This is a genomic window from Streptomyces sp. TLI_146, from assembly GCF_002846415.1.
GTDB lineage: Bacteria > Actinomycetota > Actinomycetes > Streptomycetales > Streptomycetaceae > Streptomyces.
Genome location: NZ_PJMX01000001.1, coordinates 5,578,898 through 5,603,575, shown reverse-complemented (window position 1 = coordinate 5,603,575; position 24,678 = coordinate 5,578,898). Strand labels below are relative to the sequence as shown.

Genomic DNA, 24,678 nt, shown 5'->3' with positions numbered 1-24,678 from the left:
GCGCGCTTCGGGCATCCTTGGGGTATGACGACGAGGCCCATGCGTGCCGACGCGCGCCGCAACTACGAGCGGCTCCTGGGCGTGGCCAGGAGCGCGTTCGCGGAGCACGGGACGGACGCCTCGCTCGAAGACGTGGCCAAGCGCGCGGGCGTCGGCATCGGCACCCTCTACCGGCACTTCCCGAACCGGCACGCGCTGATGAACGCGATCTTCCAGAGCGAGGTGGACGTACTCCTCGCGCGCTCGCGGGAGTTGCTCGACTCCGCACACCCCTGCACGGCGCTGGTGGAGTGGCTGCGCGCCATCATCACTCATACGGGTGAGTACCGAGGGGTGGCCCGCGCGCTCATGTCGGCCTCGCACGACGACAGTTCCGCCCTGGCGCAGTGCAGCGTGCCCATGCGGGAGGCGGGCAGCGCCCTGCTGGAACGGGCCCAGCTGGCCGGTTCCGTACGCGTGGACGTGACCATCGGCGATCTGATGCAGCTCACCAACGCGATCGCCCTGGCGGCCGAACAGGCGCCGGACGACCCGGAGTTGGCCGACCGGCTGCTCGCCCTGACCCTGCGCGGACTGAAGCCGTGACCGAGGCCGTGCCGGGCCCCGACCACCGCGAGGGCGCCCGCCACGACGGCGGCGCCTGGCCGAATACCGCCTAGCGGCGGCGCAGATCGGCCACTCTCGCCCGCTCCCCTGGACCCTGCTGGTCACCCAGCGAGGCCGCGCTGCGCAACTGCGGCCCGGCGCCCGGCACATGGCTGCGCCGCTGGCCGGGCAGCGGCACGTCCCGGCGGGGCTGGCGCCCCGGCGGGACGCCCTCACCGCCGGACCCCGTCCCGGCCACCGTGATCTGCACACCCTGGTCGGCCAGGGCCTGGAGCTCGGTGGCCGCCCGGTCCTCGTGACCGGGGGGCTCGTCGGTGACCAGGCGGGTGATCACGTCCGTCGGCACCGTCTGGAACATGGTGTCGGTGCCGAGCTTGGTGTGGTCGGCGAGGACGACCACCTCGGCGGCCGCCTGCACCAGGGCCCGGTCCACGCTCGCCGAGAGCATGTTGGACGTGGACAGACCGCGCTCGGCGGTCAGCCCGCTTCCGGAGAGGAAGGCGCGCGAGACCCGCAGCCCCTGGAGGGACTGCTCGGCCCCGCTGCCCACCAGCGCGTAGTTGGAGCCGCGCAGGGTGCCCCCGGTCATGACGACCTCCACGCGGTTGGCGTGGGCCAGCGCCTGGGCGACGAGCAGCGAGTTGGTGACCACGGTGAGGCCGGGGACGCGGGCGAGGCGGCGGGCCAGCTCCTGCGTGGTCGTCCCCGCGCCGACCACGATGGCCTCGCCCTCTTCGACGAGGCCCGCGGCGAGGTCGGCGATGGCCGTCTTCTCCGCGGTCGCGAGATGGGATTTCTGCGGGAAGCCGGACTCTCGCGTGAACCCGCCCGGCAGTACCGCACCGCCGTGCCGGCGGTCGAGGAGTCCTTCGGCCTCCAGTGCCCGCACGTCTCGCCGTACGGTCACTTCGGAGGTCTGGACGACGCGCGCGAGCTCCCGGAGCGATACCGCCCCGTTGGCACGCACCATTTCGAGGATCAATTGGCGACGTTCTGCAGCGAACACGAAACTGACAGTAACCTGAGCGGCCGATTGTTTTCAGCAGTTTGCGCCGAATAACAGAAGGTGTGCACAGAGGTGTCCACGAAGTGGTATAGGCGCCCTCCCGGGCGCCTTGTCCCGCGCCGCGACCGCTCCCGCGCGCCGGTTTACGCCTCTCCGGCCTTCTTGCGGGTGTGCAGCTGGCGCGCCACCTCGGCGATCGAACCCGACAGGGACGGGTAGACCGTGAACGCGTTCGCGATCTGTTCGACGGTCAGGTTGTTGTCGACCGCGATCGAGATGGGGTGGATCAGTTCCGAGGCGCGCGGCGAGACGACCACGCCGCCGACCACGATGCCGGTGCCGGGGCGGCAGAAGATCTTCACGAAGCCGTCCCGGATGCCCTGCATCTTGGCGCGCGGGTTGCGCAGCAGCGGCAGCTTGACGACCCGGGCCTCGATCTTGCCCGCGTCGACGTCGGCCTGCGAGTAGCCGACGGTGGCGATCTCCGGGTCGGTGAAGACGTTGGAGGAGACCGTCTTGAGGTTGAGCGGCTGCACCGCGTCGCCCAGGAAGTGGTACATGGCGATACGGCCCTGCATGGCCGCGACCGAGGCGAGCGCGAAGATTCCGGTGACGTCACCGGCCGCGTACACGCCCGGCGAGCTCGTCCGCGAGACCTTGTCGGTCCAGATGTGGCCGGACTCCAGGAGCTTGACCCCGGACTCCTCCAGGTTCATCCCGGCGGTGTTGGGGATCGCGCCGACCGCCATCAGGCAGTGCGTACCGCTGATGACGCGGCCGTCCGAGAGCGTCACCTCGACGCGGTCGCCGACGCGCTTGGCGGACTGGGCGCGGGAGCGGGCCATGACGTTCATGCCGCGGCGGCGGAAGACGTCCTCCAGGACGGCGGCCGCGTCCGGGTCCTCGCCGGGCAGCACCCGGTCGCGGGACGAGACGAGGGTGACCTTGGAGCCGAGCGCCTGGTACGCGCCGGCGAACTCGGCGCCGGTCACGCCGGAGCCGACCACGATCAGCTCTTCGGGCAGCTCGTCCAGGTCGTACACCTGGGTCCAGTTCAGGATCCGCTCGCCGTCCGGCAGCGCGTCCGGGATCTCGCGCGGGTGCCCGCCGGTGGCGATCAGGACGGCGTCGGCGGTGAGGATCTCCTCGCTGCCGTCGGCGGCCGTGACGATGACGTCACGGGTGCCGTCGATGCCCTGCGGGCCGCCGAGCTTGCCGCGGCCGCGCAGCACGCGGGCGCCGGCCCGGGTGACGGAGGCGGTGATGTCGTGGGACTGGGCGAGCGCGAGGCGCTTCACACGGCGGTTGACCTTGCCGAGGTCGACGCCCACGACACGGGCGGACTGCTCCTCGGGCGGAGTGTCGTCGGCGACCAGGATGCCCAACTCCTCGTACGAAGAGTCGAAGGTGGTCATCACCTCGGCCGTCGCGATCAGAGTCTTCGACGGTACGCAGTCGGTGAGCACCGACGCCCCGCCCAGACCGTCGCAGTCGACGACGGTCACCTCCGCGCCGAGTTGGGCGCCCACCAGGGCCGCCTCGTATCCGCCGGGTCCGCCACCGATGATCACGATCCGGGTCACGAAAAGTTCCGCCTCGCATTGTGGAATGCAGTACGTAGCTCATTGTCCCGCACGCTTCAAGATGCTTCGCCCCCCGGGGCGCCATCCGGCTGTCACACCCGTGTGCCATTCTCGCGCGGGCACCCGTGGGCCGCTGTCGTACCCTCGACACCATGTCGCTCTACGCCGCGTACGCCGGCAACATGGATCCGCGGCTGATGACGCGCCGCGCACCTCACTCCCCGCTGCGCGGCACCGGCTGGCTGAACGGCTGGCGGCTGACGTTCGGCGGGGAGCAGATGGGCTGGGAGGGCGCGCTCGCCACGATCGTGGAGGCCCCGCGCTCGCAGGTGTTCGTCGCCCTGTACGACGTCGCGCCGCTCGACGAGGACTCCATGGACCGCTGGGAGGGCGTGGGCCTCGACATCTACCGCCGGATGCGGGTACGGGTGGACACGCTGGACGGGGAGGAGCCGGCGTGGGTCTACGTGCTCAACGCGTACGAGGGCGGGCTGCCGTCGGCGCGTTATCTGGGCGAACTGGCGGATGCCGCCGAGTCGGCGGGGGCCCCGCACGACTACGTCATGGAACTGCGCAAGCGCCCCTGCTGACGCTGCCCGGCCTTTGTCTGCGGCTGAGTGGTGGGCTGGTCGCGCAGTTCCCCGCGCCCCTAAATGCTCGTGGCTGAGCTGGCTTCTCCGGCTGCGGCCGACTACCCAGGGGCGCGGGGAACTGCGCGAGCAACCACCCACCACCCGCAGACGAACCCCTGGCACCCCCGCTCGTCGGAAACGACAAGACAACGATCGCACCCTTGTGCCGCCAGTCATCTACGCGCGTAGGAATCCAGCGGTTACCCTCGTCGCGTGAACGCATCTGTTATTCCGGACAACACCCTGGGCGACCCGCACGCCGCCGCCGACGCCGCCGCCGCCCGCCTGCGCGAGCTGACCGGTGCCGAGACCCACGACGTCGCCCTCGTGATGGGCTCCGGCTGGGCGCCGGCCGTCGACGCGCTCGGCGAGCCCGAGGCCGAGTTCCCGGTCACCGACCTGCCCGGCTTCCCGCCGCCGGCCGTCGAGGGCCACGGCGGCAAGATCCGCTCGTACAAGATCGGCGAGAAGCGCGCCCTGGTCTTCCTGGGCCGTACGCACTTCTACGAGAAGCGCGACGTCACCGCCGTCTCGCACGGCGTGCGCACCGCCGTCGCCGCCGGCTGCAAGACCGTCGTGCTCACCAACGGCTGCGGCGGTCTGCGCGAGGGCATGCGCCCGGGCCAGCCCGTGCTGATCAGCGACCACCTCAACCTGACGGCCGCGTCCCCGATCATCGGGGCCAACTTCGTGGACCTGACGGACCTGTACTCGCCGCGTCTGCGCGCGCTGTGCAAGGAGGTCGACTCGTCCCTGGAAGAGGGCGTGTACGTCCAGTTCCCCGGCCCGCACTACGAGACCCCGGCCGAGATCAACATGGTCCGCGTGCTCGGCGGCGACCTCGTCGGCATGTCGACCGTCCTGGAGGCCATCGCGGCCCGCGAGGCGGGCGCCGAGGTACTGGGCATCTCCCTGGTCACCAACCTGGCCGCGGGTCTGACCGGCGAGCCCCTCAACCACGAAGAGGTGCTCCAGGCCGGCCGTGACTCGGCGGCGCGCATGGGTTCGCTGCTGACCCGGGTACTCGACCGCATCTGACCCCGATCCGCCCCCGGAAGGGATTCATCGACGTGACGCAGGACCTGACGCAGGACCTGATCGCGCGGGCCAAGGCCTGGCTGGCCGAGGACCCGGACGGCGAGACGCGCGAGGAGCTGGCCAAGCTCATCGACAACGAGGAGCTCGACGAGCTGGCCGCCCGGTTCGCGGGCACGCTCCAGTTCGGCACCGCCGGGCTGCGCGGCGAGCTGGGCGCCGGCCCGATGCGGATGAACCGCTCGGTCGTCATCCGCGCGGCCGCCGGGCTCGCCGCGTACCTGAAGGCGAAGGGCCAGGGCGACGGCCTGGTCGTCATCGGGTACGACGCGCGGTACAAGTCGGCCGACTTCGCGCGCGACACGGCCGCCGTGATGACCGGCGCGGGCCTCAAGGCCACCGTGCTGCCGCGCCCGCTGCCGACGCCCGTCCTGGCGTACGCGATAAGGCACCTGGGCGCCGTCGCCGGCGTCGAGGTCACCGCCAGCCACAACCCGCCGCGCGACAACGGCTACAAGGTCTACCTCGGCGACGGCTCGCAGATCGTGCCGCCCGCCGACGCCGAGATCGCCGCCGAGATCGCCGCGGTCGCCTCGCTGAACGACGTGCCGCGGCCGGAGAACGGCTGGGAGACGCTGGGCGACGAGGTCCTGGATGCCTATCTGGCGCGTACGGACGCGGTGCTGACCCCCGGGTCCCCGCGCACCGCCCGCGTCGTCTACACGGCCATGCACGGCGTCGGCAAGGACGTCCTGACGGCGGCCTTCGCCCGGGCGGGCTTCCCGCCGCCCGCCCTGGTGGCCGAGCAGGCCGACCCGGACCCCGCGTTCCCGACGGTGGCGTTCCCCAACCCGGAGGAGCCGGGCGCGATGGACCTCGCCTTCGAGGCGGCCCGCGCGGTGAACCCCGACATCGTCATCGCCAACGACCCGGACGCGGACCGCTGCGCGGTCGCCGTGCCGGACGCGTCGGTGGAGGGCGGCTGGCGGATGCTGCGCGGCGACGAGGTCGGCTCGCTGCTCGCCCAGCACCTGGTGGACCGGGGTGTCAGCGGCGTCTTCGCCGAGTCGATCGTCTCGTCCTCGCTGCTCGGCCGGATCGCCGAGGCGGCCGGTCTGGGTTACGAGGAGACCCTGACGGGCTTCAAGTGGATCGCCCGCGTGGACGGCCTGCGGTACGGCTACGAGGAGGCGCTGGGCTACTGCGTCGACCCCGAGGGCGTACGCGACAAGGACGGCATCACCGCCGCCCTGCTCGTCGCGGAGCTGGCGTCCGTCCTGAAGGAGCAGGGGCGCACGCTCCTGGACCTCCTGGACGACCTGGCCGTACGGCACGGGCTGCACGCCACCGACCAGCTGTCGGTGCGGGTCGAGGACCTGTCGGTCATCTCCGACGCGATGCGGCGCCTGCGCGAGAAGACGCCGACGGCGCTGGCGGGCCTGGCGGTCACCAAGGCCGAGGACCTCACCGAGGGCACCGAGGAGCTCCCGCCGACCGACGGTCTGCGCTACTACCTCGAAGGCGCCCGGGTGATCGTCCGCCCCAGCGGCACCGAGCCCAAGCTCAAGTGCTACCTGGAGGTGGTGGTCCCGGTGGCGTCGCGCGACGCGCTGGGCGAGGCCCGTACGAAGGCGACGGAGCTGCTGGCGGGCATCAAGCGGGACCTGGCGGCAGCGGCGGGTATCTGAGCCCGGAGCTCGTCTGCGGACCGTGGGTGGCTGGTCGCGCAGTTCCCCGCGCCCCTGAGAATGCCGCTGCGCGGCAATCCCCGGGGCGGCCCGAAGGGGCGCCTTTCAGGGGCGCGGGGCTGTGACATGTGCGGCTCCGCCGCGTGGGCGCGACCAGCCGCAGACGAAGGTGAACACGCTCCCCGCCCAAGGGCACCGCACCCGTAAAGGTGAATCCCCTACGGCGTCCGGCGCAGCTCCCCGCGCCCTTTCCGGATCATCCGAGAAAGGGTGACCCGGAACCGCTCGCCGAGCCCAGGAGCACCGCCGTGCCCCCGATCACCTCACCGGAGGTCCGTACGGGCCGCCGTGCCGTCCCCGCAGCCCGCCGCCCGCAGGGGCAGGGCGGCGGGGGCGGTTCCCGTTTCGTCCGGGCCGCGTCCAGGGCGGCCCCGGCCCTCCTAGGCCATCTGGCCGTACGGCTGCTCGGCCTCGCCGTCCTGGCCCGCTGGGCGCACCTCCAGCACCACGGCGTGTGGACGACCCTCGCCACCTCCTGGGACTCCCACTGGTACCTCCGCATCGCGGACCACGGCTATGACCACGAGCTCGGCACCCGGTTCGACCACAACGACCTGGCGTTCTTCCCGCTCTACCCGGCCGTGGTCAAGGCCGTCGCCGCCGTCACGCCGGGCTCGCGCGCGAGCGTGGGGCTCGTCGTCGCGGTGCTCTGCTCCTCGGCCGCCGCCTGGGGCGTCTTCGCGGTCGGGGACCGGCTGTACGGGCGGCGCGCCGGGACCTTCCTCGCCGTTCTGTGGGGCGCGCTGCCGGTGGCCGTCGTGCAGTGGATGGGCTACACCGAATCGCTGTTCACGGCGCTCGCCGCGTGGTCGCTGTACTGCGTCCTGACCGGCCGCTGGGTGGCGGCCGGGACGCTGGCCGCGCTGGCGGGGCTGACCCGGCCGACGGGCATCGCGGTCGCCGCGGCCGTCGTGGCGGCGGCGCTGGCCGCGCTGCGGCGCGGCGGGCCCGTCCGGGGCCCGCTCACGGGCGCGCTGCTCGCCCCGCTGGGCTGGTTCGGGTTCGTCGCCTGGGTCGGGATCCGGCTCGGCCGCTGGGACGGCTACTTCGCGGTCCAGCGGCTGTGGCGCAACGAGTGGGACGGCGGCGCCGACACCCTGCGCGAGCTGCGCACCCTGCTGGTCTACGACCGCTCCCCGGCGCTGTTCCTGGTGGTCGTCTCGCTCGTGCTGATCCTGGCGGGCGTGCTGTTCCTGCTCTGCCTCGCCGACCGCCAGCCCCTGGCGCTGCTGGTCTTCTCGGGCGTACTGCTGCTGGTCGTGCTGGGCAGCGGCGGCGTCTACTTCCCGCGCGCCCGCTTCCTGCTCCCCGGCTTCCCGCTGCTGCTGCCGCTCGCGGTGGCGCTGGCCCGGGCACGCCGCCATGTGGCCGCGCTGATGCTGGGCGCGGCGGCGCTGTCCTCGGCGTGGCTGGGCGCGTACATGCTGCTGGTGTGGCCGGGGGCGCCGTGACGCGGCGCCCCCGTGCCGTACCGGCGTATCAGCGCGTACCGGCGTATCAGCCCGTACCGGCGTGTCAGCCCGTACCGGCGTGTCAGCCGATGGCGAGGAGCACGATCAGCAGGACCGCGCCCGCGGCCGCCGGGGCGATGACCTCGTAGGCCCAGCGCACGCTCGGCCCGCCCTGCGCGCCCTCCCGCCCGGCGCCCCGCTCGGCCAGCTCGCGCAGCTCGCGGATGGTGCGGTCGGCGGGCGCGAGCCGGGACTTCTCGTCGCCGCTCGCGGTCGGCGAGGTGCGGCCGTACGGGTCGGACGCGGACTCGCGCACCTGGGCGCGGGCGGCGCGCTTGCGCTGGCGCAGCGAGACGGGGATCGACCACAGCTGGTACTTGGTGCCGCTCTGGTCGAACACCTCGCTGGAGTACCCGGCCCGTACGTCCGCGACCGCCGCCCACGGCAGGGTGATGGTCCGGAACGGGTTGCGGATCCGCATCCGGTCCTCGCCCGCGAACACGGCCGGGCGGATCGTGAACGCGAAGACCAGCGGCACCGCGCAGAGCAGCCCGGCCAGGGCCAGCCAGGGGGCGCTGCCGTGCCCCCGGACGATCGCGTCCCCGGCGAGCCAGAGACCGAGCACGAGCAGCAGCGCGCCTCCGGCGATACCGCCGGGAGAGCGGTAGACGCGGTCGGCGTAGGTGGGCTCGGCGGGCGGCGTGGGGCTCGTCATGGGGCCGATTGTGCACTACGTGTTCGAGCGGGGCCGAGAGAGGGCGCGGACGCGCCCGGCCGACCGCCCCGGAACACGCGTGAGGGGGTGCCGCCACGGTCGTGGCGGCACCCCCGTCGGGTCACGGACGTCGTCAGCGGCGGGCACCGGCCCGGCGGCGCAGGGCGGCGAAGCCGAGCCCGGCCACACCCACGGACGCCAGGCCCGCGCCGCCCGCGACGAGCGCGGTGTTGCCGCCCTTGCCGCCCTCGACCTCGGCCCCGGCGGCCACGGCGCCCTTGGGGACGATCTGCACGCCGGTGGCGGCGGTCTGGGCGGTGGCGCCGCCCGTGCCCTTGCCCGGGGTGGCCGTCGTCCCGGCGGCGCCCTTGCAGTTCTTGCCGGTGGGCGCCTTCGGGATGTCGACGGACTGCCACGGGGTCGGGGCGCCGCCCACCCGCATCTGGAACACGGTCCGCCCCGAGGCGAGCTGCGTGATCCGGGCGCCCTTGTCCAGGCCGGTGCGGTTCTTGAGGCTCAGCGTCTCGAACGGGGTCATCGACTTGTCGGACGAGTTGATCAGGTCGGCCTTCGGGCCCAGCGGGCCGTTGGTGAGCCGGACCTTGACGCCCCTGAACGGGGTCTCGCTCCCCCGCACCACCATGCAGCCCTGGGTGCCCTGGATGACGCCGTGGCCGAACCCGGCCGCCGTGTTGATCCACGAGCGCACGGTGCCGGAGGTGTTGACGCCGACCCACATCGAGTCGACCTGGTCGCCGACCGTGGATCCGCCCGCCCGGCCGCCCACGGCGATCGTGCTGTGGTAGCCGTCCCGGTCGAGCTCCAGCTCGTACCAGCCCTCGCCCTTCTTCCACAGCTCGCCGTACGTGCCGTCGGCCAGCCTGCGCTTGCCGAGGTCCTTGCCCGCGCCCAGGGCCGAGGTGACGTCGCCGGAGCCGTCGAGGGTCACCCGGACGCGGCCGAAGAGCTTGGTGTCCTCGGCCGGGTAGCCCGCCCCGGCCTTGAGCTCGCCGAGCTCCTCGGCGCCCTTGAGGACGGTCGCCGTGTAGTAGGGGTGCTGGTCGCCGCGGCGGTAGACCTTGGCGGTCAGACCGCCCTTGAGCTCGACCGTGCGGAGCACCGGAACACCGTCGTCGACGCGCTCGGGGAACATGACCGTACGGGTCCCGGCGGCGCCGGTGACGTCCAGCGTCGGGATCTCGGCAGTGGCCCCCACCAGACGCAGCGTGAGCCCGTCGACCGTGGCGCTCGTGCGGTTGCGGTCGAGCACGGTCAGGACCCTGCCCGCGTAGCCGTCCGAGGGCTTCCAGTCCGGACCGACCGCGCGGATCCAGGCCTCGCCGCCGCCGTCGGCGGTGTGGTTGCGCAGGACCGCCAGGTAGCCCGGCGCGAGCGAGACCTTGAGGCCGTCGTAGCGGTCGCCGGTGGCGCCGGACTCGGCGGCGGAGGAGGCGGGCGCGGCGAGCGCGGTGGTCGCGGTGACGACCGGGGTGAGGGCGACACCGGCGACCACGGCGGCGGCGAGGGCGGTGCGGAGGGCGTGACGCATGACGACTCCCAGGGAGACAAGTGGTGAAGGAAGGGAAGAGCCGCATGCCGCTGTGTTCTCGTTCGGGTGGGGCCGTTGGAGGCTTCGGCGGGCTGCGTGAATGAATTTAGTGATCTTGTTCCCCGGAGCTGTCCGCTCCTTGTCACGGCGGCGTGACAGGGACCGGAGGCATGCGTTCCGAAGCAGCCCAGGTCAGAGGCCCTGTACAGGACGCTACGCGCGTAGATATGCTCATCTGGTGACCATGCCCACCAATGCACCCGCAGCTGCCCTCGCCGACGCGACCGCGTCGGACGCGGCTCTGCGCCGCTTCCTCCACGGGCTCCCCGGCATCGATCCGGTGGGCCTGGAAGCGCGCGCCGCGTCCCTCGGCACCCGTTCGATCAAGACGACGGCCAAGGCGTACGCCATCGACCTGGCCATCTCGATGATCGACCTGACGACGCTCGAAGGCGCGGACACCCCGGGCAAGGTCCGGGCGCTCGCCGCCAAGGCCGTCCACCCCGACCCGCTGGACCGCACCACCCCGGCCACCGCCGCCGTCTGTGTCTACCCGGACATGGTGGCCACCGCCAAGGAGACCCTGAAGGGCTCGACCGTGAAGGTCGCGTCCGTCGCGACCGCCTTCCCGGCGGGCCGCGCCGCCCTCCCGGTCAAGCTCGCCGACGTGCGCGACGCCGTGGCCGCGGGCGCCGACGAGATCGACATGGTGATCGACCGGGGCGCGTTCCTGGCCGGCCACTACCTCAAGGTGTACGAGGAGATCGCGGCCGTGAAGGCCGAGTGCGGTGACAAGGCCCGCCTCAAGGTCATCTTCGAGACCGGCGAGCTCTCCACGTACGACAACATCCGCCGCGCCTCCTGGCTCGGCATGATGGGCGGCGCCGACTTCATCAAGACGTCGACCGGCAAGGTCGCGGTGAACGCGACGCCCGCCAACACCCTGGTCCTGCTGGAGGCCGTGCGCGACTACCGCGCCCAGACCGGCGTCCAGGTCGGCGTGAAGCCCGCCGGCGGCATCCGCTCGACCAAGGACGCCATCAAGTTCCTGGTCCTGGTCAACGAGACCGTGGGCGAGGACTGGCTGGACAACCACTGGTTCCGCTTCGGCGCCTCCTCGCTGCTCAACGACCTGCTGATGCAGCGTCAGAAGCTGGCGACCGGCCGCTACTCCGGCCCCGACTACGTGACGGTGGACTGATCACCATGGCATCTGTTTTCGAGTACGCACCGGCGCCGGAGTCGCGTTCGGTCGTCGACATCGCGCCTTCGTACGGCCTGTTCATCGACGGCGAGTTCGTCGACGCGGCCGACGGCAAGGTCTTCAAGACCGTCAGCCCGTCGTCGGAGGAGGTCCTGTCCGAGGTCGCCCAGGCGGGCGAGGCGGACGTGGACCGGGCCGTGAAGGCCGCCCGCAAGGCGTTCGAGAAGTGGTCGGCGCTGCCGGGCTCCGAGCGCGCCAAGTACCTCTTCCGCATCGCCCGGATCATCCAGGAGCGCAGCCGCGAGCTGGCCGTCCTGGAGACCCTGGACAACGGCAAGCCGATCAAGGAGACCCGCGACGCGGACCTCCCGCTGGTCGCCGCGCACTTCTTCTACTACGCGGGCTGGGCCGACAAGCTCGACCACGCCGGCTACGGGCCGAACCCGAAGCCGCTGGGCGTCGCCGGCCAGGTCATCCCGTGGAACTTCCCGCTGCTGATGCTGGCGTGGAAGATCGCCCCGGCGCTGGCCACCGGCAACACGGTGGTCCTCAAGCCCGCCGAGACGACCCCGCTGACCGCCCTGTTCTTCGCGGACATCTGCCGCCAGGCGGGCCTGCCCAAGGGCGTCGTCAACATCCTCACCGGGTACGGCGACGCGGGCGCGGCCCTCGTCGAGCACCCGGACGTCGACAAGGTCGCCTTCACCGGCTCGACCGCCGTGGGCAAGAAGATCGCGCGCCACGTCGCCGGCACCGACAAGAAGGTCACCCTGGAGCTGGGCGGCAAGGGCGCCAACATCGTCTTCGACGACGCCCCGATCGACCAGGCCGTCGAGGGCATCGTCAACGGCATCTTCTTCAACCAGGGCCAGGTCTGCTGCGCGGGCTCGCGCCTGCTGGTCCAGGAGTCGATCCAGGACGAGCTGCTTGACGCCCTCAAGCGCCGTCTGTCCACGCTGCGCCTCGGCGACCCGCTGGACAAGAACACGGACATCGGCGCGATCAACTCCGCCGAGCAGCTGGCCCGTATCACCGCGCTCGCCGAGACCGGCGAGGCCGAGGGCGCCGAGCGCTGGTCCCCGGCGTGCGAGCTCCCGTCCGCGGGCTACTGGTTCGCCCCGACGCTGTTCACCAACGTCACCCAGGCGCACACCATCGCCCGCGACGAGATCTTCGGCCCGGTCCTGTCGGTGCTGTCGTTCCGTACGCCGGACGAGGCCGTCGCCAAGGCCAACAACAGCCAGTACGGCCTGTCGGCGGGCATCTGGACGGAGAAGGGCTCGCGCATCCTCGCGGTCGCGAACAAGCTCCGGGCCGGTGTGGTGTGGGCCAACACGTTCAACAAGTTCGACCCGACCTCGCCGTTCGGCGGCTACAAGGAGTCGGGCTTCGGGCGCGAAGGCGGCCGTCACGGCCTGGAGGGCTACCTCGATGTCTGAGACTTCGACGCGTCTGAGCGTCTTCAAGACCTACAAGCTGTACGTGGGCGGGAAGTTCCCGCGTTCCGAGAGCGGCCGGGTGTACGAGGTGAGCGCGAAGTCATCAGCCGCTGGCGCGGCGGGCAAGGGCAAGTGGCTGGCCAACGCCCCCCTGTCCTCCCGCAAGGACGCGCGTGACGCGGTCGTCGCCGCCCGCAAGGCGTTCGGCGGCTGGTCGGGCGCGACCGCGTACAACCGGGGCCAGATCCTCTACCGCGTCGCGGAGATGCTGGAGGGGCGCCGGGAGCAGTTCGTACGGGAAGTGGCCGACGCGGAGGGCCTGTCGAAGTCCAAGGCGGGCGCGGTCGTCGACGCGGCGATCGACCGCTGGGTCTGGTACGCCGGGTGGACCGACAAGATCGCCCAGATCGTGGGCGGGGCGAACCCGGTGGCGGGGCCGTACTTCAACCTGTCCACGCCGGAGCCGACGGGTGTCGTCACCGTCATCGCCCCCCAGGAGTCCTCCTTCCTGGGGCTGGTGTCGGTGATCGCGCCGGTGATCGCGACCGGTAACACGGCCGTGGTGATCGCCTCGGAGAAGGCCCCGCTGCCCGCGCTGTCGCTGGGCGAGGTGCTGGCCACGTCCGATCTGCCGGGCGGTGTCGTCAACATCCTCTCCGGCAAGGCCGCGGAGATGGGGCCGCATCTGGCCGCGCACCAGGATGTCAACGCGATCGATCTGACCGGGGCGGACGCGGAGCTCGCGCGCGAGCTCGAGCTCGCCGCCGCGGACAACCTGAAGCGGGTGCTGCGCCCGCGGGCGGCCGACTGGTCCGCCGATCCCGGTACGCACCGGATGACGGCGTTCCTGGAGACCAAGACGGTGTGGCATCCGACGGGGTCGCTGGGAGCGTCCGGCTCCGCGTACTAGGCGCGATTTCCGGGGTGCGGTGATTCGGCTGCGGACCGTGCGTGGCTGGTCGCGCCCACGCGGCGGAGCCGCGAATGTCACAGCCCCGCGCCCCTGAAAAGCGCTGGTCACCGCGCCCCCCAATACCCCGAACGGCGCCCCGGGCCCCCACCCGTGGCGCCGTTCGGTCTGTCCGTCAGCCCGGGAGCAGGCGGGTCGCCGCGCCGATCACCGGGAAGTCCTTGAGCGCGCCGCTCTCGTGCAGGGGGGCCGTCGCGATCGCCGTCGAGACCGGCTTGAAGTCGGCGACCTGGGTGCCCACCGCGTTGTCCAACGGGTCCACCGGCGTCTTGGCGAACGGGTTGAGGCTGAGCGTCTTGGCCGGGGCAAGGCCGTTGGTCAGCCCGGCCGACAGGTCGCCCGTCACGGAGCGTGTCGGGCCGTCCATCGCCGCACCCGAGTCCGCCACGGTCCGCCCGAGCGCCTCGGCCGGGCCGGGAGCCGCCTGGGCCGCGCCCGCGGCCCCGGCCAGCGCCGTGCCCGCGGCGGTCGCGGTGAGCCCGGCGCGCAGCAGCACACGGCCGCGACGGGCCCCGCAGGCTTGGTTTCGTGCCATGTCGTCCCACTCTCCTACGTATCGGTTCGCATACGCAGCGTAGTTGAGGTGTGATGCTCGATACCAACGGGCTCCCCGAGTGGTCCACCTCCCGGGTGGATGCCTCAGACTGGTGTCCCGTGACCGCACACGCCATCCCGACGACCCGCGTCGTTCTCCTCACGGGCCCCTCCGGTTCCGGAAAGTCGTCCCTCGCCGCCCGCACGGGCCTGCCCGTGCTGCGCCTGGACGACTTCTACAAGGAGGGCGACGACCCGACCCTGCCGCGTGTGCCCGGCTCGGAGGACATCGACTGGGACTCGCCGCTGTCCTGGGACGCCGACGCGGCCGTGGCGGCCGTCGTCGAGCTGTGCCGTACGGGACGTACGGCCGTGCCGGAGTACGACATCGCCACCAGCTCGCGGACCGGGGCGACCCTGTTCGGCATCGACCGGACACCGCTGTTCGTCGCGGAGGGGATCTTCGCGGCCGACATCGTGGCGCGGGTGCGGGAGCACGGGGTGCTCGCCGACGCGCTCTGTCTGCGCGGGCGGCCCTCGACGACGTTCCGGCGCCGGCTCGCGCGGGACCTCAAGGAAGGGCGCAAGTCCGTGCCGTTCCTGCTGCGGCGGGGATGGCGGCTGATGCGGGCCGAGCGCGGCATCGTGGCCCGGCAGGCCGCTCTGGGCGCGCACCCGTGCGGCCGCGAGGAGGCGCTGGGCCGCCTCGCCGCGGCGGCCGCGGGGCGGTGTGTGGCCGCGTCCGCAGCGCGGGTGTGAAAAAAAGCGGGACCGAGTGGGCCCCCCAGCCCCGTCGGTCCCGCTCTGTTCCCCCGTTACCCGTACGCCCGACGTATCCCCCGAGACGCCGGCCCCCGTTGCTCCCCCCTGACCCCCGTACTCCGGCGGCTGCCACCGCCGGGCCGGACCTTCAGGCCACCAGCTCGCCGAAGGACTCTTCCTCGTCACGGCCGAAGGCGAGGACGTCGTCCTCGCGCAGCCGGCGGAGCGACCGCCAGATGCTCGACTTCACCGTGCCGACACTGATGTCCAGGATGTCCGCGATCTCCGGGTCCGTACGGCCCTCGTAGTACCGCAGGACCAGCATGGTGCGCTGGAGTTCGGGCAGTCGCGCCAGCGCCTGCCAGAGCACCGCGCGCAGTTCCGTACCGCGCATCGCGTCCGTGTCGCCCGCCGTCTCCGGCAGCTCCTCGGTCGGGTACTCGTTCAGCTTGCGGCGGCGCCACGCGCTGATGTGGAGGTTGGTCATGGTGCGGCGGAGGTAGCCCCCGACCGCGGCCTTGTCGCTGATCCGGTCCCAGGCCCGGTAGGTCGAGAACAGCGCGCTCTGCAGCAGGTCCTCGGCCTCGAACCGGTCGCCGGTCAGGTGGTAGGCGGTGGCGTACAGGGAGGCCCGGCGCTCCTGCACATAGGCCGTGAATTCGGCCTCGGAGGCGGAACGCTCCCCCGTGGTCTCCCCGTACGCCGCATCCCCGCCGGCTCCCGCGCCCTTGAAGGGCGAGGTCGGTACCGATTCCAGCACCGTCATGTACGTCTGGTGCTGGCGCCCGGTGCCGCGAGCGCACCCCCGTCCGCTCACGGCACCGGACTTCTCGCTCCGCACGACGTCGTGGAGACGCGTGACAACTGCGCTTGAGGTGGTGCTGTGCAGTGCGTTCATCTCGCGCCCCCCGTCGGTGGAGTCTTGTTTCGGTCGGTACGAGGAAGAGCTTGCCCGGCCAGTTTCATCGCGGTGTCCGACGACTGTCACAGGCCTGTCACAGCGGCCTGTGCACAGTGCAGAAAGCGGGCTGCGCGCAGCGGAGAAGGGGCGTTGTCCACAGGAGGTCGAACTCCGCTCCCCCATGGGTCAGAATGACCTCCGTGCCTTTCCTGTTGCTGATCGAGGACGACGACGCCATCCGCACGGCGCTCGAACTCTCCCTGTCCCGCCAGGGCCACCGTGTGGCCACCGCGGCGACGGGAGAGGACGGCCTGAAGCTGCTCCGTGAGCAGCGGCCGGATCTGGTCGTGCTGGATGTGATGCTGCCCGGGATCGACGGCTTCGAGGTGTGCCGCCGCATCCGGCGCACGGACCAGCTGCCCATCATCCTGCTGACCGCGCGCAGCGACGACATCGACGTGGTCGTCGGCCTGGAGTCCGGCGCCGACGACTATGTGGTCAAGCCGGTGCAGGGCCGGGTGCTCGACGCCCGGATCCGTGCGGTGCTGCGCCGGGGCGAGCGCGAGGCCACCGACTCGGCGACGTTCGGCAACGTGGTGATCGACCGCGCTGCGATGACGGTCACCAAGGGCGGCGAGGACCTGCAACTGACGCCCACCGAGCTGCGGTTGCTCCTGGAGCTGAGCCGGCGGCCCGGACAGGCGCTCTCCCGCCAGCAGCTGCTGCGGCTGGTGTGGGAGCACGACTACCTGGGCGACTCCCGCCTGGTCGACGCGTGCGTGCAGCGGCTGCGGGCCAAGGTCGAGGACGTACCGTCGTCCCCCACCCTGATCCGTACCGTGCGCGGCGTGGGCTACCGTCTCGACACCCCGTCGTGACCCCGCCCTCGCGGACGAACCCAAGAAAGCAGCGATTCGGAACGTGAAGAAGGCGATACTCGCCGGCCTCCGCTGGACCAGTCTGCGCCTGCGTCTGGTCGTCGTGTTCGCGCTCGTCGCGCTGACCGCCGCCGTGTCCGCGTCGGGGATCGCGTACTGGCTCAACCGCGAGGCCGTGCTCGTGCGTACGCAGGACGCGGCGCTCGGCGACTTCCGGCAGGAGATGCAGAACCGGGCGGCCTCGCTGCCGCTCCGGCCCACCGCCCGCGATCTGCAGACCACCGCCCAGCAGATGGCGGCCAGCAGCCGCTCCGGCTACCACGTCAGCTCCGGCTACCAGGTGCTCCTGGTGGACCAGCGCGACCCGGGCAAGCCGATCGTCGGCGCGTCCGACCTGGACCGCTTCACCCTCGACGACGTACCCGAGTCGCTCCAGGAGGCGGTGAACAAGAAGCAGAAGGTCACGGACAGCAACGACTATCCGTACCACCTGTTCTGGCAGCGCCGGACCCTGCGCGGCAAGCCGTACCTGGTGGGCGGCACACGGATCATCGGGGGCGGCGCCACCGGCTACATGCTCGCCTCGCTCGACCAGGAGCGCCAGGACCTCAACTCGCTCGCCTGGTCGCTCGGCATCGCCACCGGGCTCGCGCTGCTCGGCTCCGCGCTGCTCGCGCAGGCCGCCGCGACGACCGTGCTGCGGCCGGTGCAGCGGCTCGGCGACGCGGCCCGCCAGCTCGGCGAGGGCAAGCTCGACACCCGGCTGCGGGTCTCGGGCACGGACGAACTGGCCGATCTGTCACGGACGTTCAACAAGACGGCCGAGAGCCTGGAGAAGAAGGTCAGCGACATGAGCGCGCGGGAGGAGGCGAGCCGCCGGTTCGTCGCCGACATGTCGCACGAGCTGCGTACGCCGCTGACCGCGCTGACGGCCGTCACCGAGGTCCTGGAGGACGAGGCGGACAGCCTCGACCCGATGATCGCGCCGGCCGTGCAACTGGTCGTCTCCGAGACGCGGCGGCTCAACGTCCTGGTCGAGAACCTGATGGAGGTCACGCGCTTCGACGCCGGTACGGCCCGGCTCGTCCTGGACAACGTGGACATCGCCGACCAGATCACCGCGTGCATCGACGCGCGGGCCTGGCTGGACGCGGTGGACCTGGACGCCGAACGCGGCATCATGGCGCGGCTCGACCCGCGCCGCCTGGACGTGATCCTGGCCAACCTGATCGGGAACGCGCTCAAGCACGGCGGCTCCCCGGTACGGGTGTCGGTGCGGGTGGAGGGCGAGGAGCTGGTGATCTCGGTACGGGACCACGGGCCCGGCATCCCGGAGGAGGTGCTGCCGCACGTGTTCGACCGGTTCTACAAGGCGAGCGCGTCCCGGCCGCGCTCGGAGGGCAGCGGTCTTGGCCTGTCCATCGCGATGGAGAACGCGCACATCCACGGCGGTGACATCACGGCCGCGAACTCGCCCGAGGGCGGTGCGGTGTTCGTGCTGCGGCTGCCGCGCGGCGGGGGTGAGGAGGCGTGAGGGCGAAGCTGCTGGGCGCCGCGCTGCTGTCGCTGGCCGCCCTCACCGGGTGCGGCATCCGGCCGACCGCCGTGCCGGTGGACGCGGGGCCCGCGCCGTCGCGGGTGCCGTGCGAGGTGCCGGGGAACTCGGTGGCGCCGCAGTTCGAGGGCGTGACGGTCCGGGTGTACCTGGTGTGCGGGGCGCAGCTGGTGTCGGCCGAGCGGTCGGTACGGATCCCGGAGGGCCGGGCCTCGGCCGACCGCCTCCGGTTCGCGGAGGCGCTGCTCTCGGAGCTGGAGCTCACGCCGTCGGGCGACGAGAAGGCGGCCGGGTACACGACGGATGTGCGGGGGCCGCTGACGGTGACGGGCGCGCGGCGCGGGGATCCGGCGGGGGCGCTGCGCCTGTCGCGGCGCCCGGAGGATCTGCCTGCGCTGGCGCTGTCCCAGATCGTCTGTACGTACGCCGAGAACACGCCGACGTCGTCGGGGACGCAGCAGGTGGTGCTGGGGGGTCCCGGGGAGGATCCGGCGCGGGGGTACGCCTGTACGGCGGAGATGAAGTCGCGGCCGGATGCGGCGCCGACGCTGGGCGAAGCGCTGCATCCGACGGGGGCGGATTCCCCCACCCCGCCCCTTCCCTGAACCCTCCGGGGGTGGGTGGTGGGTTGAGGCCCGCTTCCCGGGGGCTGCGCCCCCGGACCCCGATTGCGGGGCCTGCGGCCCCTGCACCCCGCTTCGTTCGTCTGCGGACCGTGCTGGGTTGCTCGCGCAGTTCCCCGCGCCCCTTAAATGCTCGGCTTCGCCATCGCACTCGCCCGTACCCCCTAGGGGCGCGGGGAACTGCGCGACCAGCCACCCACCACCCGCAGACGAGAACCGGGCCCCCAGGATCGCGGAACCGATCGCGCAGCCCCGCGCGTCTTGGGGGGCGTGCAACAGCGTCATGGTGCAGGCGGCCGCGCCGCCATCCGGTTCCGCGTGGCGGGCTGCGCGATCCTCGTGGCTCACCTGGCGCTGGTCGCGTGGCTCACGCTGAGACCCCGCGACGTCATGTGGGTGACCGCACCCAACCTCACCCCGCTCGCCGGCATCCGCGCCGACCTGGCGCTGGGCTCCCTGGAGGCCGCGCACCGCATCGGGGAGGGGCTCCTGCTGCTCGCCCCGCTCGGCGTGCTGCTGCCGCTCGTCGGGGGACGGCTCGACGTCTCCCCCGTGGGCTCGCTCCTGCGGACGACAGCCGCCGCCGCACTCGTCTCGCTCGGCATCGCCCTGCTCCAGACCTCGGTGCCGGGGCAGGTCGCCGACGTGGACGCGCTGCTCCTGAACACCGCGGGCGCCGCGTTCGCGCACATCGCGGTCGTCCCCGCCGGGCGCATCGCACTGCGGCGGCGCGTCCCCGTACCGGCGGCGGCTCAGGGTCGTACCCCGAGGATTCCCAGGGTCGGGATCGCCCCGTAGTCCGACGCTTTGCCCGGTTCGGGGCAGGAGGATCGAGGCATCGGAGCACAGCCTCCCCGAACCGAAGGAGCACCTCATGGCCACCCTTGCCCGCCCCCGCGACGGACGGATGATCGGCGGAGTGTGCGCGGCGCTGGCGCGGCGCTTCGGCACCTCGGCCACCACGATGCGCGTGATCTTCGTGCTCTCGTGCCTGCTGCCGGGCCCGCAGTTCCTGCTCTACATCGCGCTGTGGATCCTCTTCCCGAACGAGAAGAGCTCCAGCACCCACGGCAGCCCCAGCACCGCCTGGTGACCCCCTAGGGGGCCGACAGCACCCGGCGTACCTTCTCCAGCTGCTTGTCCGCCACGTCCCTCGGCACCTCGACCAGCTCCTGCGCCCTGCCCTGGACCGGCGCGCCGAGGTTGATCGTCATGAACCGCACGATCGTGGCGCCCTGGCGCACCACCACGATGTGGACCGGTGTCTCCACGTTCACCTGCGTGGACGACGCGGACCAGCTCACCGACTCGTCACCGCCGATCCGGTACGGCCGCGCCCGCACGCTCCCGTACCTGGAGCTCGTCCCGCCCAGGTCGACCTTGAAGCCGGAGCAGGCGGCGACCGCCGCGCGCAGGTCCCTGATCAGATTCTCGGCGTCGGGGCGCGTGTACGCACTGAGCGACGCCGCGACCGCGAGGCCGAGCTTGCGCTGGGAGCCCAGGCCCCGGTTGACCGTCTCGCGCGCCTGCGGGTTCGGCTGGTCGCCCATGACGTCGGCGAGCGGCTGGCACGGCTTGCGGTCGGCCTGGGGGCGGGACCGGCCCTGGGCGGTGGTGTCGGCGGAGACCTGGTAGCCGGGCACGTCGCCCTGTTCGAGGGCGGCCCGCTGGAGCGCGGTGCGCGCGGCCGACGAAGAGCCCTTCCGGGCGGAGGCCTTGCCGTCGGACCCGCCGCCCGACGAGCCGCACGCGGTGGTGAGGAGCAGCGCAGACGCCGTCACCAGTACGGCACGTCCAGTCGCCTTCACACGCATCGTCGGAACCCTACTCACCTGTCAATAACCAGCGTACGAGCCGCGATCCTGACACAGACGCGGTGGGGCGCACACCCGCGACCGGGTGTGCGCCCCACCACAACGCCTCAAAGCACCGCCAGGCGGTACGTTTCGGCCATCAGCCGCCGAGGCCGGGCAGGCCACCGCCCAGGGCTCCGCCGACCGGCAGGCCGCCGAGGAGGCCCTTCACCGGGTCGGCGTCCCCGGTCGGCAGGCCGGACGCGCCCTTGCCCAGGGCGTTCTGACCCGCGGTCAGCGACTGCGGGGCACCCGCCGGGAGCTTGCTGGCGACGCCCTCGACGGGCAGCGTCTTGGTCAGGCCCGAGAGGGCGGGGAGCTCGGGCACTCCCGCGATGGCGGGCGCGGCGGAGGCCGTACCGGCGGCAGCGGCGGCGAAGGCGACACCGACAGCGGTGGCACCGAGCGTCTTGACGGCAGACTGCTTCATCTGGAATTCATCCTAGGGAAGGGGATGTGAGCGGCTCTGCAAGCTAGTCACGCCGCCACTCGCCCCGCAAACACGCGAAACCACGGAAAACGGCCGGGAATTGCTTCTCCCGGCCGTTTAGCGATTTACCCGATTACCCCATGGGCGGGGTAGACCCGCTGGTCGCGGCGGTCTGCTTGAACAGCCATTCGGATTTCAGCTCGGCATAGCCGGGCTTGATGACGTCATTGATCATGGCGAGGCGTTCGTCGAAAGGAATGAACGCTGATTTCATCGCATTGACGGTGAACCACTGCATGTCGTCGAGCGTGTAGCCGAACGCCTCGGTCAGCCGCTCGAATTCCTCGCTCATGCTGGTGCCGCTCATCAGGCGGTTGTCCGTGTTGACGGTGGCCCGGAAGTGCAGCCGGCGCAGCAGCCCGATCGGGTGCTCGGCGTACGAAGCGGCGGCGCCGGTCTGGAGGTTGGACGTCGGGCACATCTCCAGCGGGATGCGCTTGTCCCGTACGTACGACGCGAGCCGTCCCAGCTTCACGGTGCCGTCCTCGGCGACCTCGATGTCGTCGATGATCCGCACGCCGTGGCCGAGCCGGTCGGCGCCGCACCACTGGAGCGCCTGCCAGATCGACGGCAGGCCGAAGGCCTCGCCCGCGTGGATGGTGAAGTGGTTGTTCTCGCGCTTGAGGTACTCGAACGCGTCCAGGTGGCGGGTGGGCGGGAAGCCCGCCTCGGCGCCCGCGATGTCGAAGCCGACGACGCCCGAGTCCCGGTAGGAGTTGGCGAGTTCGGCGATCTCCAGGGCGCGGGCGGCGTGCCGCATCGCCGTCAGGAGCGCGCCGACGCGGATCCGGTGCCCGTTGGCGCGGGCCCGCCGCTCGCCCTCCCGGAAGCCGTCGTTGACGGCCTCCACGACCTGCTGGAGCGTCAGCCCCTGCTCCAGGTGCTGCTCCGGCGCGTACCGCACCTCGGCGTAGACGACCCCGTCCTCCGCCAGGTCCTCGGCGCACTCGGCGGCGACGCGGAACAGCGCGTCGCGGGTCTGCATGACGGCGCAGGTGTGCGCGAAGGTCTCCAGATACCGCTCCAGGGAACCGGAGTCGGCGGCTTCCCGGAACCAGATGCCGAGCTTGTCGGCCTCGGTCTCGGGCAGGTTGGTGTACCCGGTCTGTTCAGCGATCTCGATGATGGTGCCAGGACGCAGACCGCCGTCGAGGTGGTCGTGGAGCAGCACCTTCGGGGCGCGGCGGATCTGGTCCGTGGTCGGAACGTCGGTGGTCTGGCTCGTCATCTGCGCATGCTAGCCCCTACGCGCGTAGATCGCCGGGAGTCGCTCGGTTGCCGATACGTAACAGTGACCGCGCGGACGGGTGGAGTACACCTCGGCTTCTGAGACTGTTCTGTCATGGCACAGCATGCGACTTCCCTGCCTGCTGCCCGGCTCGGACGGCCCGTCGGTGCGAGCGGCGCCGGCTCCCCGGTCGGCGGTGTGGTGCTGGTGCTGCCGGACGGCGATCCCGTCTCGGCGCGCCGCCCTTCGCCCGTCTCGTACGCCTCGGCGCTGCCGTTGGCCCGGCGGCTCGCCCGGGCGGGCCGCGACGACGGGCTCGTGGCACATCTCGTCCGCTACCGGGGGCGGGGCTGGAACGGCGGCGACGCGCGGCTCGCGGCGGACGCCGAGTGGGCCGCCGAAGAGGTGGTGCGGCGGTACGGGGACGTGCCCGTGTGCCTCGCCGGGCACGGGATGGGCGGGCGGGCGGCGCTGCGGGCGGCGGGGCACTCGGCCGTCAACTGCGTGCTCTCACTGGCCCCTTGGCTGCCGGAGGAGGACGTGGCGGCCGAGCCGGAGCCGGTGAAGCAGCTGGTGGGGCGGCGGGTGCTGATAGTGCACGGCACCAACGACGCCTGCAGCGACCCGGAGTTGTCGTTCCGGCTCGCCGCGCGCGCGAAGAAGACCAACCGCGACACCTGCCGCTTCGAGGTCCACTCGGACGGGCACGGGCTGCGCCAGCACCGGGCCGAAGTCCTGGCCCTGGCCGCCGACTTCGTGAAGGGCTCGCTCTTCACGCACCCGTACGCCCGTCCGGTCGCCGACGCCCTGGCCGCCCCGCCGCCGCTGGGCCTGCGGATGCCGCTGGCGGCGGGGTTCGGGAAGTCGCTGCACGTATGAGGAAGCCGTAACTCCCTTACGGTTCACATCGGTTACGGCTCACTGCGGCAGCAGCTGCCCCCGCCGCGACAGCAGGAACGCCTTGAAGGCGGCCACCGGCGGGGTGTCCGGGTGGCCGTCCAGCCAGGCCACGCCGATCTCGCGAGCCGCGCGCGGCGCCGTCACCGTCAGCTCGACGACGCCGGGGCGGGCGAACGCGGGCGGCGGCAGCAGGGCCACGCCCAGGCCCGCCGCCACCAGGCCGCGCAGGGTCTCCGCCTCCTCGCCCTCGAAGGCGACCTTCGGGGTGAACCCGGCCTGCGCGCACAGGTCGTCGGTGATGCGCCGCAGCCCGTAGCCGGGCTCCAGGGTCACGAACGTCTCGTCGGCGGCCTCCGCGAGCCGGACCCGCTTGCGGGCCGCCAGGCGGTGGTCGTCGGGGACGACGAGCCGCAGCCGCTGCTCGTCCAGGCGCCGGGCCACGAGGTCGGGTGCGTCGGGCACCGGCGAGGTGAGGCACAGGTCGAGGTCCCCCGCGCGCAGCCGCTCGATCATCGCCTCGCCGTAGTTCTGCACAAGCGTGAAGCGCACCCGGGGGTGGGTGACCCGGAAGGCCCGGATGAGGGCGGGCACGGTCTCGGAGCCCATGGTGTGCAGAAAGCCGAAGGCGACCTTGCCGGTGGCCGGGTCGGCGTCGGCCCGCACCGACTCGGCGGCCCGCTCGACCCCGTCCAGGGCGCGCTCGGCCGAGGCGAGGAAGGTGCGTCCGGCCGGGGTGAGCGAGACCGTACGGCCCTTGCGGGCGAACAGGGCGACGCCGAGGTCCTCCTCCAGCCGGACCATGGCCCGCGAGAGCGTCGGCTGCGGCACCCCGAGCTCCTGCGCCGCGCGCGTGACGTGCTCGTGGCGGGCGACCGCGGCGAAGTACGCGAGGCGGGGCGCGAGCACCGTGACAATGTCTTCTTCGTTACTGTTCAATGACAGACACCCGCCTGAGCTGTGCTTATGCGTACACGCATCAATTATGCGCGCTCGATGCATTGGACGCATAAATCTCC

25 protein-coding genes are annotated in these 24,678 nt (G+C 72.2%); 15 read left to right on the top strand and 10 right to left on the bottom strand.

Translation table 11 applies throughout. The features are described 5' to 3' along the window. Positions 1 to 24 precede the first annotated feature (24 nt). The gene (locus BX283_RS25190; protein ID WP_101389763.1) at positions 25 to 585 is read left to right on the top strand and encodes a TetR/AcrR family transcriptional regulator; all 561 of its coding nucleotides are present in this window, start codon (positions 25 to 27) and stop codon (positions 583 to 585) included. 70 nt (positions 586 to 655) lie between these two features. Here the strand turns inward: BX283_RS25190 and BX283_RS25185 are convergent, their stop codons facing one another. Both BX283_RS25185 and BX283_RS25180 read right to left on the bottom strand, forming a co-directional pair. Next, on the bottom strand, positions 656 to 1,612 hold the full coding sequence (locus tag BX283_RS25185) for a DeoR/GlpR family DNA-binding transcription regulator (protein WP_101389762.1): 957 nt from the start codon (positions 1,610 to 1,612) through the stop codon (positions 656 to 658). Between the two features lie 143 nt (positions 1,613 to 1,755). After that, a complete protein-coding gene (locus BX283_RS25180) occupies positions 1,756 to 3,195 on the bottom strand; it encodes an NAD(P)H-quinone dehydrogenase (RefSeq protein WP_101389761.1) in 1,440 nt (479 codons plus the stop codon). Positions 3,196 to 3,347: 152 nt separating this feature from the next. Here BX283_RS25180 and BX283_RS25175 point away from each other — a divergent pair, with 152 nt between their 5' ends. The 4 genes from BX283_RS25175 to BX283_RS25160 all read left to right on the top strand — a co-directional run bounded on the left by BX283_RS25175 (position 3,348) and on the right by BX283_RS25160 (position 8,061). Continuing rightward, positions 3,348 to 3,785, top strand: coding sequence for a gamma-glutamylcyclotransferase (locus tag BX283_RS25175; protein ID WP_101389760.1), 438 nt, complete (start codon positions 3,348 to 3,350; stop codon positions 3,783 to 3,785). A gap of 255 nt (positions 3,786 to 4,040) precedes the next feature. Beyond that, complete coding sequence (locus BX283_RS25170) at positions 4,041 to 4,865, top strand: purine-nucleoside phosphorylase (protein WP_101389759.1); 825 nt, start codon at positions 4,041 to 4,043, stop codon at positions 4,863 to 4,865. A gap of 44 nt (positions 4,866 to 4,909) precedes the next feature. Further along, entirely contained in the window at positions 4,910 to 6,550 is a 1,641-nt protein-coding gene (locus BX283_RS25165) for a phospho-sugar mutase (protein ID WP_101392565.1), read from the top strand. A 308-nt stretch (positions 6,551 to 6,858) separates the two neighbouring features. Then, positions 6,859 to 8,061, top strand: coding sequence for a glycosyltransferase family 39 protein (locus BX283_RS25160; RefSeq protein WP_180357245.1), 1,203 nt, complete (start codon positions 6,859 to 6,861; stop codon positions 8,059 to 8,061). 82 nt (positions 8,062 to 8,143) lie between these two features. On the opposite strand, the gene BX283_RS25155 is transcribed toward BX283_RS25160, so the two are convergent. Next, positions 8,144 to 8,776: a PH domain-containing protein gene (locus BX283_RS25155; protein WP_101389758.1), complete on the bottom strand. Its 633-nt coding sequence runs from the start codon at positions 8,774 to 8,776 to the stop codon at positions 8,144 to 8,146. 133 nt (positions 8,777 to 8,909) lie between these two features. Next, positions 8,910 to 10,325 (bottom strand): hypothetical protein, encoded by a 1,416-nt coding sequence (locus BX283_RS25150; RefSeq protein ID WP_101389757.1) that lies wholly within the window; start codon positions 10,323 to 10,325, stop codon positions 8,910 to 8,912. Positions 10,326 to 10,569: 244 nt separating this feature from the next. Here BX283_RS25150 and deoC point away from each other — a divergent pair, with 244 nt between their 5' ends. From deoC to BX283_RS25135, 3 genes are read left to right on the top strand one after another with little or no spacing between them, the layout of a single operon-like run. Further along, positions 10,570 to 11,526, top strand: a complete 957-nt coding sequence (gene deoC / locus BX283_RS25145; protein WP_101389756.1) for a deoxyribose-phosphate aldolase — start codon at positions 10,570 to 10,572, stop codon at positions 11,524 to 11,526. Between the two features lie 5 nt (positions 11,527 to 11,531). Further along, positions 11,532 to 12,968: an aldehyde dehydrogenase family protein gene (locus BX283_RS25140; RefSeq protein WP_101389755.1), complete on the top strand. Its 1,437-nt coding sequence runs from the start codon at positions 11,532 to 11,534 to the stop codon at positions 12,966 to 12,968. After that, positions 12,961 to 13,878 carry an aldehyde dehydrogenase family protein gene (locus BX283_RS25135; RefSeq protein WP_101389754.1) on the top strand — a complete coding sequence of 306 codons (918 nt, stop codon included), beginning with the start codon at positions 12,961 to 12,963 and terminating at the stop codon, positions 13,876 to 13,878. Before BX283_RS25140 ends, BX283_RS25135 begins: the two co-directional genes overlap by 8 nt. Positions 13,879 to 14,053: 175 nt before the next feature. Here the strand turns inward: BX283_RS25135 and BX283_RS25130 are convergent, their stop codons facing one another. After that, positions 14,054 to 14,473: a hypothetical protein gene (locus tag BX283_RS25130; protein ID WP_101389753.1), complete on the bottom strand. Its 420-nt coding sequence runs from the start codon at positions 14,471 to 14,473 to the stop codon at positions 14,054 to 14,056. Between the two features lie 53 nt (positions 14,474 to 14,526). Here BX283_RS25130 and BX283_RS25125 point away from each other — a divergent pair, with 53 nt between their 5' ends. Beyond that, the gene (locus BX283_RS25125) at positions 14,527 to 15,231 is read left to right on the top strand and encodes a uridine kinase (RefSeq protein ID WP_101389752.1); all 705 of its coding nucleotides are present in this window, start codon (positions 14,527 to 14,529) and stop codon (positions 15,229 to 15,231) included. A 151-nt stretch (positions 15,232 to 15,382) separates the two neighbouring features. On the opposite strand, the gene BX283_RS25120 is transcribed toward BX283_RS25125, so the two are convergent. Continuing rightward, the gene (locus BX283_RS25120; protein WP_101389751.1) at positions 15,383 to 16,132 is read right to left on the bottom strand and encodes a SigE family RNA polymerase sigma factor; all 750 of its coding nucleotides are present in this window, start codon (positions 16,130 to 16,132) and stop codon (positions 15,383 to 15,385) included. A gap of 203 nt (positions 16,133 to 16,335) precedes the next feature. Here BX283_RS25120 and afsQ1 point away from each other — a divergent pair, with 203 nt between their 5' ends. The 5 genes from afsQ1 (at position 16,336) to BX283_RS25095 (ending at position 20,284) form a co-directional block, all read left to right on the top strand. Next, entirely contained in the window at positions 16,336 to 17,013 is a 678-nt protein-coding gene (gene afsQ1, locus BX283_RS25115) for a two-component system response regulator AfsQ1 (protein WP_180357244.1), read from the top strand. Between the two features lie 43 nt (positions 17,014 to 17,056). Next, the gene (locus tag BX283_RS25110) at positions 17,057 to 18,547 is read left to right on the top strand and encodes a HAMP domain-containing sensor histidine kinase (RefSeq protein ID WP_101389749.1); all 1,491 of its coding nucleotides are present in this window, start codon (positions 17,057 to 17,059) and stop codon (positions 18,545 to 18,547) included. After that, on the top strand, positions 18,544 to 19,173 hold the full coding sequence (locus BX283_RS25105) for a hypothetical protein (protein WP_101389748.1): 630 nt from the start codon (positions 18,544 to 18,546) through the stop codon (positions 19,171 to 19,173). Before BX283_RS25110 ends, BX283_RS25105 begins: the two co-directional genes overlap by 4 nt. A 288-nt stretch (positions 19,174 to 19,461) precedes the next feature. Next, positions 19,462 to 19,989, top strand: a complete 528-nt coding sequence (locus BX283_RS25100; RefSeq protein WP_101389747.1) for a VanZ family protein — start codon at positions 19,462 to 19,464, stop codon at positions 19,987 to 19,989. A 76-nt stretch (positions 19,990 to 20,065) separates the two neighbouring features. Next, positions 20,066 to 20,284, top strand: coding sequence for a PspC domain-containing protein (locus BX283_RS25095; protein WP_101389746.1), 219 nt, complete (start codon positions 20,066 to 20,068; stop codon positions 20,282 to 20,284). A gap of 4 nt (positions 20,285 to 20,288) precedes the next feature. Here BX283_RS25095 and BX283_RS25090 read toward each other — a convergent pair whose 3' ends face one another. The 3 genes from BX283_RS25090 to BX283_RS25080 form a co-directional block, all read right to left on the bottom strand. After that, the gene (locus BX283_RS25090; RefSeq protein ID WP_143676453.1) at positions 20,289 to 21,005 is read right to left on the bottom strand and encodes a hypothetical protein; all 717 of its coding nucleotides are present in this window, start codon (positions 21,003 to 21,005) and stop codon (positions 20,289 to 20,291) included. 139 nt (positions 21,006 to 21,144) lie between these two features. Further along, complete coding sequence (locus tag BX283_RS25085) at positions 21,145 to 21,474, bottom strand: ATP-binding protein (RefSeq protein WP_101389744.1); 330 nt, start codon at positions 21,472 to 21,474, stop codon at positions 21,145 to 21,147. A 133-nt stretch (positions 21,475 to 21,607) separates the two neighbouring features. Beyond that, positions 21,608 to 22,762 (bottom strand): adenosine deaminase, encoded by a 1,155-nt coding sequence (locus tag BX283_RS25080; RefSeq protein WP_101389743.1) that lies wholly within the window; start codon positions 22,760 to 22,762, stop codon positions 21,608 to 21,610. Between the two features lie 114 nt (positions 22,763 to 22,876). On the opposite strand from BX283_RS25080, the gene BX283_RS25075 reads away from it, so the two are divergent. Continuing rightward, on the top strand, positions 22,877 to 23,641 hold the full coding sequence (locus BX283_RS25075) for an alpha/beta hydrolase (protein ID WP_101389742.1): 765 nt from the start codon (positions 22,877 to 22,879) through the stop codon (positions 23,639 to 23,641). A gap of 39 nt (positions 23,642 to 23,680) precedes the next feature. On the opposite strand, the gene BX283_RS25070 is transcribed toward BX283_RS25075, so the two are convergent. Next, entirely contained in the window at positions 23,681 to 24,661 is a 981-nt protein-coding gene (locus tag BX283_RS25070; RefSeq protein WP_101389741.1) for a LysR family transcriptional regulator, read from the bottom strand. Positions 24,662 to 24,678 lie beyond the last annotated feature (17 nt).

What these genes read in the sequence shown, in the direction of transcription:
- BX283_RS25190 (WP_101389763.1), top strand. Translation starts at nt 25, where the DNA reads ATGACGACGAGGCCCATGCGTGCCGACGCGCGCCGCAACTACGAGCGG.
- BX283_RS25175 (WP_101389760.1), top strand. Translation starts at nt 3,348, where the DNA reads ATGTCGCTCTACGCCGCGTACGCCGGCAACATGGATCCGCGGCTGATG.
- BX283_RS25155 (WP_101389758.1), bottom strand. Translation starts at nt 8,776, where the DNA reads ATGACGAGCCCCACGCCGCCCGCCGAGCCCACCTACGCCGACCGCGTC.
- BX283_RS25150 (WP_101389757.1), bottom strand. Translation starts at nt 10,325, where the DNA reads ATGCGTCACGCCCTCCGCACCGCCCTCGCCGCCGCCGTGGTCGCCGGT.
- deoC (WP_101389756.1), top strand. Translation starts at nt 10,570, where the DNA reads ATGCCCACCAATGCACCCGCAGCTGCCCTCGCCGACGCGACCGCGTCG.
- BX283_RS25140 (WP_101389755.1), top strand. Translation starts at nt 11,532, where the DNA reads ATGGCATCTGTTTTCGAGTACGCACCGGCGCCGGAGTCGCGTTCGGTC.
- BX283_RS25135 (WP_101389754.1), top strand. Translation starts at nt 12,961, where the DNA reads ATGTCTGAGACTTCGACGCGTCTGAGCGTCTTCAAGACCTACAAGCTG.
- BX283_RS25130 (WP_101389753.1), bottom strand. Translation starts at nt 14,473, where the DNA reads ATGGCACGAAACCAAGCCTGCGGGGCCCGTCGCGGCCGTGTGCTGCTG.
- BX283_RS25125 (WP_101389752.1), top strand. Translation starts at nt 14,527, where the DNA reads ATGCTCGATACCAACGGGCTCCCCGAGTGGTCCACCTCCCGGGTGGAT.
- BX283_RS25120 (WP_101389751.1), bottom strand. Translation starts at nt 16,132, where the DNA reads ATGAACGCACTGCACAGCACCACCTCAAGCGCAGTTGTCACGCGTCTC.
- BX283_RS25095 (WP_101389746.1), top strand. Translation starts at nt 20,066, where the DNA reads ATGGCCACCCTTGCCCGCCCCCGCGACGGACGGATGATCGGCGGAGTG.
- BX283_RS25090 (WP_143676453.1), bottom strand. Translation starts at nt 21,005, where the DNA reads ATGCGTGTGAAGGCGACTGGACGTGCCGTACTGGTGACGGCGTCTGCG.
- BX283_RS25085 (WP_101389744.1), bottom strand. Translation starts at nt 21,474, where the DNA reads ATGAAGCAGTCTGCCGTCAAGACGCTCGGTGCCACCGCTGTCGGTGTC.
- BX283_RS25080 (WP_101389743.1), bottom strand. Translation starts at nt 22,762, where the DNA reads ATGACGAGCCAGACCACCGACGTTCCGACCACGGACCAGATCCGCCGC.
- BX283_RS25075 (WP_101389742.1), top strand. Translation starts at nt 22,877, where the DNA reads ATGGCACAGCATGCGACTTCCCTGCCTGCTGCCCGGCTCGGACGGCCC.
- BX283_RS25070 (WP_101389741.1), bottom strand. Translation starts at nt 24,661, where the DNA reads ATGCATCGAGCGCGCATAATTGATGCGTGTACGCATAAGCACAGCTCA.